General features: G+C 38.2%; 13 protein-coding genes. 4 read left to right on the forward strand and 9 right to left on the reverse strand.

Going from position 1 to position 15,500, the window contains the following annotated elements:
* Positions 1-77: 77 nt before the first annotated feature.
* The 3 genes from WAA15_RS02485 to WAA15_RS02495 all read right to left on the reverse strand — a co-directional run bounded on the left by WAA15_RS02485 (position 78) and on the right by WAA15_RS02495 (position 4,673).
* Positions 78-1,103 (reverse strand): sensor histidine kinase, encoded by a 1,026-nt coding sequence (locus WAA15_RS02485; RefSeq protein WP_337040814.1) that lies wholly within the window; start codon positions 1,101-1,103, stop codon positions 78-80.
* A gap of 259 nt (positions 1,104-1,362) precedes the next feature.
* Positions 1,363-2,907, reverse strand: a complete 1,545-nt coding sequence (locus tag WAA15_RS02490) for an MFS transporter (protein ID WP_337040815.1) — start codon at positions 2,905-2,907, stop codon at positions 1,363-1,365.
* Positions 2,908-2,939: 32 nt separating this feature from the next.
* The gene (locus WAA15_RS02495; RefSeq protein ID WP_337041319.1) at positions 2,940-4,673 is read right to left on the reverse strand and encodes an alpha-amylase family protein; all 1,734 of its coding nucleotides are present in this window, start codon (positions 4,671-4,673) and stop codon (positions 2,940-2,942) included.
* A 170-nt stretch (positions 4,674-4,843) separates the two neighbouring features.
* Between WAA15_RS02495 and WAA15_RS02500 the strand changes: the two genes are divergently transcribed.
* The 4 genes from WAA15_RS02500 to WAA15_RS02515 all read left to right on the forward strand — a co-directional run bounded on the left by WAA15_RS02500 (position 4,844) and on the right by WAA15_RS02515 (position 10,616).
* A complete protein-coding gene (locus WAA15_RS02500; RefSeq protein WP_337040816.1) occupies positions 4,844-6,721 on the forward strand; it encodes a glycoside hydrolase family 13 protein in 1,878 nt (625 codons plus the stop codon).
* A gap of 126 nt (positions 6,722-6,847) precedes the next feature.
* The gene (gene pgmB / locus WAA15_RS02505; protein ID WP_337040817.1) at positions 6,848-7,498 is read left to right on the forward strand and encodes a beta-phosphoglucomutase; all 651 of its coding nucleotides are present in this window, start codon (positions 6,848-6,850) and stop codon (positions 7,496-7,498) included.
* A gap of 129 nt (positions 7,499-7,627) precedes the next feature.
* Entirely contained in the window at positions 7,628-9,949 is a 2,322-nt protein-coding gene (locus tag WAA15_RS02510) for a family 65 glycosyl hydrolase domain-containing protein (RefSeq protein ID WP_337040818.1), read from the forward strand.
* Between the two features lies 1 nt (position 9,950).
* Positions 9,951-10,616 carry a hypothetical protein gene (locus tag WAA15_RS02515; RefSeq protein ID WP_337040819.1) on the forward strand — a complete coding sequence of 222 codons (666 nt, stop codon included), beginning with the start codon at positions 9,951-9,953 and terminating at the stop codon, positions 10,614-10,616.
* A gap of 32 nt (positions 10,617-10,648) precedes the next feature.
* Here the strand turns inward: WAA15_RS02515 and WAA15_RS02520 are convergent, their stop codons facing one another.
* From WAA15_RS02520 to WAA15_RS02545, 6 genes are all read right to left on the reverse strand, one after another.
* Positions 10,649-11,374, reverse strand: a complete 726-nt coding sequence (locus WAA15_RS02520) for a hypothetical protein (protein ID WP_337040820.1) — start codon at positions 11,372-11,374, stop codon at positions 10,649-10,651.
* 93 nt (positions 11,375-11,467) lie between these two features.
* Positions 11,468-12,022 carry a DinB family protein gene (locus tag WAA15_RS02525; RefSeq protein WP_337040822.1) on the reverse strand — a complete coding sequence of 185 codons (555 nt, stop codon included), beginning with the start codon at positions 12,020-12,022 and terminating at the stop codon, positions 11,468-11,470.
* A 42-nt stretch (positions 12,023-12,064) separates the two neighbouring features.
* Entirely contained in the window at positions 12,065-12,529 is a 465-nt protein-coding gene (locus WAA15_RS02530) for a DinB family protein (RefSeq protein WP_337040823.1), read from the reverse strand.
* 131 nt (positions 12,530-12,660) lie between these two features.
* Positions 12,661-13,485 (reverse strand): enoyl-CoA hydratase/isomerase family protein, encoded by an 825-nt coding sequence (locus WAA15_RS02535; RefSeq protein WP_337040825.1) that lies wholly within the window; start codon positions 13,483-13,485, stop codon positions 12,661-12,663.
* Positions 13,485-14,315, reverse strand: coding sequence for a hydroxymethylglutaryl-CoA lyase (locus tag WAA15_RS02540; protein ID WP_337040826.1), 831 nt, complete (start codon positions 14,313-14,315; stop codon positions 13,485-13,487). Before WAA15_RS02540 ends, WAA15_RS02535 begins: the two co-directional genes overlap by 1 nt.
* 21 nt (positions 14,316-14,336) lie before the next feature.
* The gene (locus tag WAA15_RS02545) at positions 14,337-15,488 is read right to left on the reverse strand and encodes an acyl-CoA dehydrogenase family protein (RefSeq protein WP_337040827.1); all 1,152 of its coding nucleotides are present in this window, start codon (positions 15,486-15,488) and stop codon (positions 14,337-14,339) included.
* Between the last annotated feature and the right edge of the window lie 12 nt (positions 15,489-15,500).

A 15,500-nucleotide genomic window follows, 5' to 3' on the forward strand; every position in this document is an offset into this window, starting at 1 on the left:
ACTGTTAATGAAATATAAACGGGCAAAGGGCCGCAATATTAATGAATATAAATAAAAAAGAGCTTCCAGCAAAATAGTTAGTTAATCTGGCGTAAATTCAATTTCAATTCAGTAGTATAGAAATTATTTTTTTCTTCTATTTTCAAAGAATGTTGTTCAGGGTAAAGTAATTCAAGCCTACGCCTCACGTTTGTCAGGCCAATGCCTGAGGCTCCATCTTTCACTTCCTGCGTATCATTGCTGAACTTGTTGGTTACTTTAAATAATAATTGGTTCGAAATGGTTTGCAATTCTACCCTTATAATAGGTTTCTCTATCATACCAACACCATGTTTAAACGCATTCTCGACGAAAGGTATTAATAGCATTGGCTCAATATTTTTACTGAATTCGGTGGTATTAACACTAAAGTTTATATCAACGTAATCGCCAAACCTTAGTTTTTGTAAATCAATGTAATTTTGCAAATACTTTATCTCGTTGTCGAGAGTAATTTGTTTATCATCTTTTTCATAAAGCATATAACGTAATAAATCCGACATCTTAAGTAAAACAGGTTCTACCAAATCAGATTTTTTCCGGTTCAATGCTACAAGGCTGTTCAGCAAATTGAACATAAAATGAGGCGAAATCTGTGAACGTAAAAAAGAAAGCTCAGATTTTAGCCTTTCATGTTCGTTATCACGCTTTGTACTTTGTTGTTTCTGATAGTCGGTAAAGAAACTGTACGAAGCACTAATGCCAAAGATATAAAGATACTGTATAAAACCGTTTACATAAAACAATGTTTGATTAATATCGTTCCCAACGAAGTAAACCCTTGCAAGGAAACGTCCTACCAAAAGAGCCGATATAATTGATATCAGATACAAAAAATAGCGGATTGGTCTCTGTTTATATACTTTCGGGAACAAGTATTCTGAATGTAAGTAAAACAAAAATACAGATGACAAAGACACATAAGCCCAATAATATGGGTTTGTGTAGGGGTTTACCTGCGGCTTTGAGGTATCTCTTTGAAAAGCATTAAGTACAGGAAGGGCGGTATAGCCCAACCACATAATGACATGAAGAAATATATAGAGATATCTGTTTTTAAACATTTTCAACGGTTTTCAATCCAATTTATGACTATTTTCTAATAAGAAAATACATTTAAGATAAAGCCGTAGTGGAATAAGACCATTTTAATAATTGTATAGACTAAAATTTCTTTCGTGTGGTAGGAGTATCAAAAGAATAAAAATTGACATAATTCAAGAATAATTATTCATTTTTTATTAATTCAGGTGTTAAAAATTGCCCTATATACATAGCATATCAGGGCAATTTTAAGCTATGAGTAAAACATACGTGCAGAACTCAATCTTTGTCTTCAACCCTTAACGCCAGTAAACCTGCAATTATCATCGAAACACCACCCAAAACAATTGTATAAAGTGTGTTTGCATTAAATATTTTCATGGTAAAAAAGCCAAGAATAGTTGCTGCTACAATCTGAGGTATTACAATAAAAAAGTTAAATACCCCCATATAATAGCCCATTTTATTGGCTGGTAGCGCGCCTGAAAGAATGGCATAAGGCATTGAAAGAATACTTGCCCACGCAATACCTACCATGCTCATAGATAAAATAATGAGTTTGGGGTCTGTGACAAATGCAATAGAAATCAAGCCCAAACCACCTATCAGTAGGCATATCATGTGAGTTATTTTACGATTTGTCCGCAAAGCTATGAGAGGAATAATAAATGCAAACAAAGCCGCAACGCCGTTACGCACACTCGAACATACATTCAGCCAGTCGGCTCCATCATTATATTCTTGTTTTACTCTCTTTAGCTCAGTCAGTTCAGTAGCTGTCAGTTGCCCTTCTTTATTTTCTTCAAAATAATTTGCCAGATTAATAGAAATTGCCACGGGGTTCTGGTTGGCTCGGTACTCGTTAATCTCGTTAATATCTGCCTGCAATGATTTGAAAATCTTGCTCTCTTTTGCTTCTAAGGTAGGTAGCTGTAATTTACTTTGGAGCATAGTTTCCATTTTGGTAACCAGTGCTTTATCAACTTTCATGTTGTACTTATTACTTGTAACAGCGTTTGTGCTGTAAATCCACATAGCAAAAAGGCCAAACCATGTAAAAAACTGAACAAAAGCCAACTGTGCCATTGTTTTAGGCATTTTGAAAATACCCACAAATGTTTCTTTGAAGCCATCAAGAAAACTCGCATTTTTCACCTCATTTCTGAACTCCTCCATGTTTTCAGGTGGAAACTCGTCTGTTGTGAAAACAGTATATAACACCGCCAGTAAAAATGCAAAACCTCCTATATAAAAGCTATATTTAACCGAATCAGGAATTTCACCTGCCGATGCAGTGTTGCTGAAATGAAACCAGTTAGTAAATATCCATGGTAATAATGCTGCAATAACCGAACCTACACCAATAAAAAAACTTTGCATCGCAAAACCAGTAGTTCTTTGTTGGGAGTTGAGTTTGTCGCCTACAAAAGCCCTGAATGGCTCCATCGAGATATTTATTGAAGCATCCAGAATCCAGAGCATACCACCGGCAACCCACAAAGCCGACGAATTAGGCATTACAAATAAAGCAACAGTAGCCAGAATTGCCCCTACAAAGAAAAAAGGCCTGCGTCGGCCCCAGAAAGGGTGCCACGTACGGTCACTTAAATAGCCAATAATAGGCTGCACTATTAGTCCTGTTACCGGAGCGGCTATCCAAAGCAACGGAATTTCGTCTTTGTTTGCGCCAAGTGTTTCAAAAATCCGGCTAACATTTGAGTTTTGTAATTCAAATCCGAACTGAATACCAAAAAATCCAAAACTCATGTTCCAGATTTGCCAGAACGAAAGTAGTGGCTTGCCTTTATTGACATTTGTTGCCATCAGGTGTTTGTTTAGGTTAAAGGGTTATGCTGCTATTTTATTTCAAAAATCAGGACACTATTTTTAGGGATTTCAACTTTCAAAGGCTCTGTGTCAGTGGTTGATGCTGTAAGTTTATTACCAAACACACCCTTAAACTGATGCTTGCCAGAAACACTTAGCTGCATCATATCCCATGCACCCTGAGGAATTTTGACTTCGGTTGAATATGAATTTTCCAAGTCAAAGTTGCAAATAAACAACAATTTTTGATTTTCTGTAAATCTTAAATAGCTATAATTTTTTTTATCGTTATAACCCACCGACTGGCCGTTGTTATTAACATACTGCAAATCGAAGAAATGCCCGGTCTGTACGGCATCGCTCGTATTGACGAATTTTAGTAAATCGGCATAGAACTTCCTTATTTTTTTCTGCTCTGGGGTAAGTTTAGCTCCATCATATTTATGGTTATTTACCCAGTTCTGAAATTCAGGCACACCCCAATAATCAAAAATAGTTGTACGGCCATCGTCTCCACTAAAACCTTCTGCCACATTAGGGTTCACTCCTACTTCCTGCCCGAAATACAACATTACCGGCCCTGAATGTAAGGTAGCACTTACTATCATGGATGGCACTGCTTTAAAGGCATCGCCCACAAAAAATTTAGAACAAATTCGGTGTTCATCGTGGTTTTCCAGAAAGCGAATCATACGATTCGAGAAATCCCCTGATTCATTTTGCCACACACGAGTAATATCGTTGGCATCTCCACCACCTTGCATTAGCCTTCTTAAGCCGTCATATAAGCCCACTTTATCATACAGATAATCGAATTTACCCTCAAAAATATAAGACCTATATGCCGGAGGGCTATAAATTTCAGCTATGAAAATAACTGCCGGATTCACTTTTTTTACTTCAGGTATAACCCAGCCCCAAAACTCTTTCGGAACCATCTCAGCCATATCGCATCGGAAACCGTCTACCCCTTTCGATGCCCAGAAAAGCAGAATATCACGCATTTTAAGCCATGTATTCGGAACAGGGTCAAAATAAGTAGTTCGGTTTTCCAGATAATCGACCCCATAATTAAGTTTCACGGTTTCAAACCAGTCGTTTATACTTGGATTTGCCATAAACACATCGTTTCCGGTTGCTTTAGCCGGATTCTCGACATAAGGTTCGGTTACTTTCACAGGCGGCTGAACATTATCAGGCACTTTAAACTCCTGCCCTACAACGTAATAAAAGTTATTATTTACTGCAAAATTCTTTGTTTTGTCATCGTCTTCACCAAAGTCTTTTACGCCTGTGGGTCTTACATCTGAATGGTAATTTCTGGCAACATGGTTAGGAACAAAATCAATAATGGCTTTCAAACCATTTTTATGGGTGCGTTCAACCAGTGCTTCAAACTCTTGCATACGGTTTTTCACATTTACAGCCAAGTCGGGGTCAACATCATAATAGTCTTTTACCGCATACGGCGACCCCGCAATGCCTTTTACTACCAGCGGGTTATCCTTCGGAATACCATATTTTGAGTAATCAGTCATTGTTGCGTGTTCAATCACTCCTGTAAACCAAACGTGCGAAACACCAAAGTTTTTAAGTGCCTTTAACGCTGAATCATTTATATCATTAAATTTCCCGCAGCCGTTTTCTTCAATAGTTCCATTAAATTTGTTAGTGGTTTTTGTATTCCCGAATAATCTTGTGTAAATCTGATAAACTACCAGTTTATCGGCATGTTTTGTAAGTTTAGTTTTTTCTTTGGTCATTTTTATAGGGGTTTGTGCTATGGCCCAATGAGAAGCAAGCATTACAACCAAGCATATTTTTTTGTACATTTTTTTAAGGTTAAAGTGTTTTCCAAATCTAATGACTATTTTTTTATGAAAAAAAACTTTGTTTGTGTTATTTTGCCTGTTAAACGAACCACTTTAACCTCATGAAAATACATAAGAGCCTGACACTTCTTGTTTTTGTACAATTATTGTTATGCATAGAAGTTATTGGACAGAAACCCGATATTCAGAGAATCAACCCTACCAACTGGTGGGTTGGTATGAAAAACCCAGCATTGCAAATCTTGCTTTATGGAAACAAAATAGCTAACCATAAAATAAGTCTGAAACCTTATGCGGGTGTAAAAATCAAGAAAATTCAAACAGTTGAAAACCCTAATTATCTGTTTGTTGATTTAGAGATAGGCTCAGCAGCTAAAGCTGGCAATCTTGAATTTACTTTAGGCACTGGCAACCTTGCAACAAAAATCAGCTACGAACTAAAAAGCAGATATGCAAAACCCCAGCCGCTTACACAGGCCGATGTGGTTTATCTGTTAATGCCCGACCGCTTTTCGAACGGAGATGTATCGAACGATAAGTTTTCTGACATGATTGACAGCAGCTCTAACAGGCAGAATCCGTGGTTGCGTCATGGCGGAGATTTACAGGGTGTTATGAATCATCTGGATTATTTCAAAGAGTTAGGTGTTACAGCCCTCTGGATGACTCCGGTAATTGAAAACAACCAGCCACTAACTAATGAAGGTGGCTCAATGAGAAGTGCTTACCATGGCTATGGTTTTACTGACCACTATCAGGTAGATAAACGTCTGGGCGGCAATGAGGCTTATCTGAAACTGGTAAAGGCCGCGCATGAAAAAGGCATTAAAATAGTTCAGGATGCCGTTTATAATCATGCAGGTATTAACCATTGGTTTCTGAAAGATATGCCTTCAAAAGATTGGCTTAATCAATGGGACACCTACACTAATACTTCTTATAAAGACCAACCCTTATTTGACATACATGGGTCTGTACATGACAAAAAAGTGACGGCTAATGGCTGGTTTGTGCCTTTCCTCCCTGACTTGAATCAGAAGAATCCGTTACTGGCTAATTATCTGATACAGCATGCTTTGTGGACTATCGAATATTTTAATATTGATGCCTGGCGAATTGATACTTATATCTACAATGATATGGAGTTTATGAATAAATGCAACAAAGCTATTCTGGACGAACACCCTGCTATGTTATTATTTGGGGAGTCTGCCGTGGGAACCGTTGTAAGTCAGGCCTATTTTACCAAAAATAATTTTAATATTCCGTTTAAGTGTAACCTTCCCTCAAGTTGCGATTTTCAGGTTCAATCAGCTATCAATACTGCTTTAAATGAAAAATTCGGATGGAACGAGGGCGTAAATCGTTTATACCAGACTTTAGCGCAAGACCTAGTTTATCAGAATCCTGAAAGATTAGTACCATTTGTAGAAAACCACGACAGTGACAGATTCTTTTCAGTAATAGGTGAAGACTTTAATAAATACAAAATGGGGCTCACATGGCTGTATACTATCCGTGGGATTCCTCAAATGTATTATGGCACTGAAATACTAATGAAGAATTTCAAGAACCCAACTGATGCCGAGGTAAGAAAGGATTTTCCGGGTGGCTGGAAAGAAGACAAAGAAAATAAATTTTTAGCCAGTGGCCGAAACGCTAAAGAAAACGAAGCATTTGACTGGAATAAAAAACTGTTAAATTACCGCAAAAGCTCTGAGGCAATTACCAAAGGAAAAATGATGCAGTTTTTACCTTTTGATGGCATTTATGTATATTTCAGGTATACCGATAACCAACGGGTAATGGTTATAAGTAACACCAATAATACAGAAAAAGACGTAAAAACAGATATATTTGCCGAAATACTAAAAAAATCAAAGTCAGCTAAAAATATCATGACCGGAGAAGTGTTAAATGATATTTCAATCATAAAGGTGCCGCCTATGACTTCCTTTATTCTTGAAATTGGTCAGTAATTTTTTTCACGCTGCGGTAATTATGAATTTCTTGAAGCTACGTATTTTGTTATTAAAATAAATATTTGAATTACTATGCCACATAGTTTTATGTGGCATTTTACATGAAACAACCAAAGAAAAACAATGATAAAAGCATTTTTATTTGATTTAGACGGAGTTATTGTTGATACAGCTATTTACCATTATCAGGCATGGAGACAAATGGCCAATGGGCTTGGGTTCGATATTTCGGAAGAATTTAACGAGCGTTTGAAAGGAGTAAGCCGAATGGAATCGTTAGATATTATTCTGGCAGAAGGCAAAGTTGAACTTACCGACGAACAAAAGCAGATACTTGCGACCGAAAAAAACGAAAATTACCTGAAACTAGTCAGCAAAATGACTCCTGCTGATATACTACCCGGCGTGAGTGATTTTTTTGCTCAGCTAAAACAAACATCTATCAAGACCGCTCTGGGTTCTGTTAGCAAAAATGCCAGATTAATTCTCGAACGCATTGGTATGCTCAATGATTTTGATGCTATTATTGATGGCACAAAAATAGCAAAGGGTAAACCAGACCCCGAAGTTTTTTTGAAAGGAGCCGAAGAATTAGGCGTTTTACCAACCGAATGCCTTGTTTTTGAAGATGCAGTTGCTGGTATTGAGGCAGCCAAAAGAGGTGGCATGAAAGCCATTGGCATAGGTAGCAAACAGGTACTTACCCAAGCCGATTTAGTATTTGAAAATTTATCGGGCGTTGATTTGAAAAATCTACTCGCCGAACTTCAGTAAAATAGTATTGGTTCACTACCTTGTGCTTGCATAAACAACAGTCTTTACAAAGAAAATTATTGGAATTAAAACAGTAAAACACGTACTTTAACCTTAAAGCAGGCGAGATATTTCGCTTTATATAATTGTATGAAAAATTATATTGTCCATGATGAATGGTGTGTCATTGAAGATGGGTTTCACCCTGAATATAATGAAATCACCGAAAGTTTAATGAGTTTAGGTAATGGCCGAATGGGTGGCCGTGGTAATTTTGAAGAACATTATTCTGGTAAAACACTGCAAGGTAATTATGTTGCCGGTGTGTGGTTTCCTGACAAAACACGTGTAGGCTGGTGGAAAAACGGTTATCCGAACTATTTTGCCAAAGTGCTGAACGCTTGTAACTGGACAAGCATAGACCTTGATATTGAGGGCGAAAAACTAGATTTAGCCACTTGCCAAGTTCATGAGTTCAGACGTGTTCTAAATATGCTTGAGGGTACACTTGAGCGTTCGTTCATGGCAAAACTCCCTTCAGGCAAAACACTTCAAATTAATAGTTTACGTTTTTGTAGCCTTAAAGATGATGAATCGGGTGTGATTCGTTACTCCGTTCGTCCTCTGAATTTTTCTTCTCATGCAAAAGTAATTATCTCTCTTGATGGAGACATTTCTAATAAAGACTCAAACCACGGCGAAAAATTCTGGAATGAAATTTTAAAAGAAACGGCTCATGGCGAAGGTTACCTTATCATGGAAACACGGAAGTCGCAGTGGGAGTCAGTGCCAACCTTTCAGGTTTGTACAGGTATGAAATTTGAGTGTTATCAAAAAGGCGAACAGGTTGACTGGCAAACATTGCCTATCAAAAAAGACAAGTATGTAGCCAACGAAGTCAGAGTTCATCTGAAAGAGCAAGAAGAAACTGTTATTTATAAATATGCGGTTAACTTATCGTCCGAGAACTATACTCCTGAAAATCTTTTAAGCGAAGCTAAAAAATATCTGGAAAGGATTTCAGCCAAAGGGTTCGACCTAATGCTTGCAGAACAAAAAGACGCATGGAAAACCAAATGGGAAGGTAATGATATTCAAATCAATGGCGACATTGCAGCCCAACAGGGTATCAGGTTCAATATTTTCCATTTACAACAAACATATACAGGCCAAGACGCGCGCCTGAACATAGGCCCTAAAGGCTTCACCGGCGAAAAATACGGTGGTTCTACCTACTGGGATACCGAGGCTTACTGCTTGCCTTTTTATCTTTCTACTTCTGAGCAGAAAGTTGCACGAAATTTGTTGGTTTACCGTTATAAGCACCTGAAAAAAGCTATTGAAAATGCTCAGAAACTAGGCTTTACTAACGGTGCCGCTCTTTACCCGATGGTAACAATGAACGGTGAAGAATGCCATAACGAATGGGAAATCACCTTTGAAGAAATCCATAGAAACGGGGCTATTGCCTATGCTATCTTTGATTATATCAGGTACACAGGCGACGAAGGCTATCTGAGTGAATATGGGCTTGAAGTGCTAATTGGCATTGCCCGTTTCTGGGCGCAACGCGTTAACTGGTCTTCATCACTACAAAAATATGTAATGCTAGGTGTTACAGGGCCAAACGAGTACGAAAACAACGTCAATAATAACTGGTATACAAATTATCTGGCAGTATGGTGTTTAAAATACACACTTGAAGCCATCGAAAAGGTAAGACCCAATCCAACAAAACTGGCTGATATTTTTCAGATTACCAGCTTTGATGAAATTGGAGAGCTATCGCGCTGGAAAAATATCATCAAGAATATGCACTTCCCGTATGACTCTGAACGTCAGGTATTTTTACAACAGGATGGATTTCTTGACAAAGAATTATTAACAGTTAACGATATTACAGAACATCGGCCTATTAATCAGAAATGGTCGTGGGATAGAATTCTTCGTTCCTGCTTTATTAAACAAGCCGATGTTTTGCAAGGCTTATACTTTTTTGAAGAAGACTTTACACTTGAAGAGCTTCGAAGAAACTTTGATTTTTATGAGCCAATGACGGTGCATGAGTCTTCGTTGTCACCTTGTGTACATGTAATTCAGGCGGCTAAACTTGGCAAGAAAGAAAAGGCTTATGAAATGTATGTGCGTACGTCACGACTTGACCTCGACGATTATAACAACGATACCGAAGATGGTTTACACATTACCTCAATGGCAGGTACTTGGATGTCGGTAGTAAAAGGCTTTGGTGGTATGCGTGTCAGCAACAATATGCTTTCGTTCAGCCCGCTTTTACCCGAACAATGGCAAAGTTTTTCATTTAGAGTTGGGTTCAGACAGAATATTCTGAAAGTAGCAGTTTATCAGGAACATATATCTATTGAAAACCTTTCAGAAACGCCTATCAGTATTCTGGTTGAAGACAATAAGGTAGAGGTAAAAGGCTTGGAAACTGTTAATATTCCTCATTAAAATGGATTTCGAGATTGACCCAGCCAATAAGATTGTACAGTTATGTACAGAAGGGATGAACGCCGAATTTGAAGGGAATACTGCCAAAGCAAGTAGTTTTTTCAAACAGGCGTGGCAAGAGTCAAGCAATGATTTTGAAGCCTTTATTGCAGCCCATTACATGGCGCGTTGCCAGAATGATTTGTCTGAGAAATTAAGGTGGAATCTTGAATCACTCCAATTGGCTGGTAAGATTACCGATAAAAGCATGAAGAAGTATTTGCCTTCGCTATGCCTTAACGTCGGTAAATCTTACGAGGAGCTAGCGCAAAACGATAAAGCCCTTAGTTATTATCAGCAAGCGGCCGATTATGCGCAGAACCTCCCTGAAAATCCATATAGCAATATGATAAAATCAGGTATTGTTGCTGGCTTAAAACGAATGAATAAGCCAGCCGGAGAAATTACAGTATTGGAAAAACTTATTGACAATTGGTGTGAAAGACGTGATTTAAAACCATTGTCGTTTGTTTTACCTACTTATGTTAACAGTTTAAACACACCGCTCGACAAGGGAAAACTTGTAAGTGCTCTAGGCTATTTAAGTGCTAGCAGGTGCCTTCCCGATTCTGAACAGGAAATAGTTCTGGAATTAATTACTAGCTTAACAACTGAAACCAATAGTTAATATTAAGGCTTGCCAGTGGCAAGCCTTAGTTTTTAGTGAACAGCTTCTCTGCGCATCATTTTTATTGCCCTTCTGAATCCACCGACTAATGCCCAGATTCCTAAACCTAATAACGCTAATCCGCCTAGTACTCCTAAAGCCACTGCACCAGCAGCCCCACCACACTGAATCCCGCAGACAAGCACTACAATACCAAATGCCATCAGGATAATACCCAGAATTACTAGTAAAGCCTTGGCCGAATCGCTGGTTTTGGGTTTATTGAGAACTGATTTTTTTATTTTCACTATTACATTCTTAAAGTATTTTTTGAAATACGTTTTGGTAGTTAGCATTGAACTTTGCGATTCCCCGACAGTATTACTGGTTACGGTTACAGCAACGGCCGAAAATGGATAACCTACATTCGGGTGTAATTCTAATTCAGCTATTCTTACATTTTCAAAATAAGCAGCGGTTTGATTCCCGATAAAACCCCACATGGCTGCGGCCGAAACACAAGCCACCAGTTGCATGGTTTTTAATCGGTAATAAAACTTATGGATGAGCTCTTTCGCATTGTATGGATACACCAATGCTACAAGAATATGAATAGTAAAGGCAATTAATAGGAAACTGACGGATAGAGACTGACCTTGAAAGAACATTTCTGCCCCTAATACAAAAGCCATACGGCACTGCACATAAAATAAAACAGGAAGAATAACAAAGCGAACTAACGTTGGGTGCTTCCCAGCCCATTTAGTAATTTTAAACATAGTCGTATGAATTAAGTTAATGTGAATTTAACTCAAAAGTCATACGATATGTTTAAAAAATCAGAAGATTCATGTTTTTGTTTCTATGAAAGACTAGTATTCATCATCAAAGCCATCGTTGAAGTAACGGCTGCTTGATAAATCTTCGTCATCATTAAATTTACTGCTTTTAGGGGCCATCTTTTTAAGGATTCCGATTTGCCCGTTATGGTACAAATCATGGCTGATGATGCCGTGCAGAAGTGTATAAAAATCATACTCACTACCCGGAACTATCTCATTCAGAAAACTATCATCTTTTTCAGCCAGACTACTAATAAGTTCATCATGGCTCAAAGTAAGTTCCATCTGGAGAGTTTCCCACTCAAAGTCGTCAATCTCTTTCAGATTTCCCCAGTTTTGTTTTTCTGTTTTAATATCAAAATCGGCATCACCCTGAATTTTTTTAAGTGCAAAAATTCTCCAGGTTGTCATGTGATACACCAATTCTGCAATTGTGTGAATTCCTTTCTGACGAGCTCCGGCAGTTTTAGGTCTAATATCTTTAACATTTTCAAGCACAGATGGGCCATGCCATGAGCCACCATGAAAAGCAGCATTAAGTAAAGTTTTAATTCTGTCTAGCTCTGTCGTTTGTAATTCTTCCATTATTTTAATAATCTATTTTGCTACAACGTAAAATTTTTAATTTTATTCCCACATTACCCAAATCATTCCTAAATGATAAGTATCATGCTGAATCAGTCCGGTTAATAATTTATAATAATCATAATCCTGACCCGGTACCAGCTTAGCCAGCAAAGTATCGTCAAATTCTTCCAGTTTATCCAGAAGGTCAGCCTGAAAGTTCTTTAATTGTTCTACCAGATTAGGCCAGTTTGCTTTCTGAATATCTTCTTCCGACCCATAATTTTCTTCTTCGCTAACTAAATCGTACCTGATATTGCCTGCCAGTTTTTCCAGCACAAATTTACGCCAGATACCCAAATGATAAACTAACTGGCAAATAGTATACTTTGAATACGGCTTTCTGACATCTACTACATTTAGAGGCATTGAATTGATAAATTCCATGACCGATGGCCCATGCCAGGCATCTCCTCTAAATACTGTATCCAGATTGTCGACGATTTTCTCAAGCTCATTACGATTCATAAGCACACCTCTTAATTTTAGCCAAAAATAACATTAAAATTTCGGACTGCAAATTTGCTGAAAAAGCTAGTAATTGGAATACTTTCTAGCAAAAAATATTCCTTAATTTTATGTAAAGAAAGTTTATAGCGTTATTGATTTGTCCAGACAGGGGTTCTTTTTTCTTTAAAAGCCTGTATCCCCTCCTGTGCATCCGAAGAATTTCTTATTTCCTGAAGAGTATTTATTAAATAATGGTGCTGTTCATTGTCAGGTAAATCACTTAATGTATTCAATGCTTCTAATCCTTTACTGATGGCTAAAGGAGCTCCTTGCAAAATAATATTTATAATTTGAGCGGTATCGTTTTCAAGCGTTTCGTTGGTTGACAAATGTGTTACTAAACCAAGCTCGAATGCCTCCTGAGCAGTATATCTTTTACCAAGAATACACATTTCTAATACTTTGCGCTGAGGCATAATTTTAAGTAGTGTGGCCATTACCTGCATCGGAAATATCCCTCGCCTGACTTCTGGCAAGCTAAAACCTGCCGATTCTGTTGCAACAACAAAAGTACAACCGCCAATAATTAAAAAACCTCCGGCTAGCACATCGCCATTTATTTTCGCAATACATGGTTTTAGCAGATTCTTGAAGGCATCGCCCAGCGTTATTTCTTTATTAGATACAGGTAACTGATTATTAGGTGTATCTAAAGCGGGATTCTGAAACACATTAAGGTCCATACCAGCACAAAAAACAGGCCCTTCGGCTTCAATAACTACGCACCATATTTGTTTGTTATAGTGTGCATAAGCTAAAGCAAAGGCTATTTCCTGCACCATAGTGGGCGTAAAAGCATTTCTTTTTTCAGGTCTGTTCAATGTAATTCTGAAAACATTTCCATTAAGGGAAGTTTTAATAAATTTGAACGATACATTATCAAAAGAAGCAATGGCTATTTCAGTAAAGTACATTAGCTTATCAGGTTTTGAAATGCTATTTTTAGTGCATTTACTTTATCGTATTCTTTATTTTGTAAAAATAGCAACAGATTTTCAGTAGGCATATTACCTACCAGTTCGTCGGCAGCCATGGGGCAACCACCATAGCCCATAATAGCTCCGTCGAAACGCCGGCATCCAGCATTATACGCACTTTCAATTTTTTGTTGCCATGTGTCGGGTGTTGTATGCAAGTGTGCGCCAAACTCCAGTTCAGGGTGTGCAGGAATCAGGTTATTAAACAAATAGGAAATATTTTCGGGTGTAGCCACCCCGACTGTATCAGACAAAGAGAAAATTTTTATGTCTAAAGCCTTCAACTTATCTATCCAGTCCAGTACAATTTCAGCATTCCATATATCACCGTATGGGTTTCCAAACCCCATTGAAATATAAATCACCAGTTGCTTATTGTGTTTCAGGCATATATCCTGAATGGCCTTAACACGTTCGAGCGACTGAGCGATACTGGCATTTGTATTTCGCTGTTGAAATGTCTCTGACACAGAAAAAGGATAACCCAGATATGTAATTTGAGTGTAGGTTGCTGCTTCAGTGGCTCCACGTTCATTGGCTATAATTGCCAGTAATTTACTTTGTGTCGATGCCGTATCCAGTTGCTCAATTACAGCTGAGGTATCAGCCATCTGTGGTATAGCTTTAGCCGACACAAAACTACCGAAATCAATCGTATCAAACAGGTTACTTGCCAATAACTGGTTTATATATGCCACTTTTTTTTCAGTAGCAATAAAGTTATGCAAACCCTGAATAGCATCTCGTGGGCACTCAATTATTTTCATAGAGAACTTACATTAATGGCTTTATTTTCGGGCAATTTCACGAGATATAACCAACTTCTGGATTTCTGAGGTTCCCTCGCCTATCGTACATAGTTTGGCATCACGATAATATTTTTCGGCAGGGAAATCTTTTGTATAGCCATACCCTCCGTGTACCTGTACCCCTTCGTTGGCTACTTCAACGGCCGTTTCAGAAGCGTAAAGTTTAGCCATTGCCGAGGCTTTTGTTACTTTCTGCCCGTTATCTTTTAGAAAACCAGCTTTTCTGGTTAAGAGTTCTGAGGCTTCAACTTTTGTTGCCATATCGGCCAATTTAAAGCTGATTCCCTGAAAATTAATAATGGCTTTGCCGAATTGCTCTCTTTGCTGAGCATATTTTAAAGCTGCGTTTAATGCCCCCTTAGCAATACCAAGCGAAAGCGCAGCAATAGAGATACGCCCACCATCAAGAATCTTTAAAGATTGAACAAATCCTTCTCCAACATTTCCAAGAACATTGGCTTTAGGTACACGGCAATTATCAAAAAACAAACAGGCTGTTTCGCTGGCGCGCATTCCTAGTTTATTCTCTTTTTTACCAGCAGTAAACCCCGGAGTTCCTTTTTCAATAACAAAGGCCGTCATTCCGTGCGAATCTCCTTTTTCGCCAGTGCGGGCTATTACTACGGCTACGTCCGAGCTAATAGCATGAGTAATAAAATTTTTAGAGCCATTTAATACAAAAAATTCTCCATCTTCAACGGCCGTTGTAGTCATTCCGCCTGCATCCGACCCCGTACCTGTTTCAGTAAGCCCCCATGCACCTATCCATTCGCCACTAGCAAGTTTTGGCAGGTATTTGTGTTTTTGTTCTTCGTTGGCAAAAGTCAGAATATGGTTAGTACAAAGTGAATTATGAGCGGCCAAAGATAGACCAATAGCTCCACAAACCTGCGAAATTTCATCAATAATAGTAATGTATTCCTGATACCCCAACCCTGAGCCACCATAACCCTCAGGTACAAGAACCCCCATAAACCCGTACTCTCCCATTTTATGAAAGAGGTCAACCGGAAACTTCTGGGCTTCGTCCCATTCCATTACATAGGGCTTTATATAGTTTTCGGCAAAGTCTTTAGCACTTTGGCGAATCATTTCTAACTGCTCATCGGCATCAATTGCAAAAACTGTCATATCTTTATTTTT

Source organism: Emticicia sp. 17c, from assembly GCF_037153985.1.
Classification (GTDB): Bacteria; Bacteroidota; Bacteroidia; order Cytophagales; family Spirosomataceae; genus Emticicia.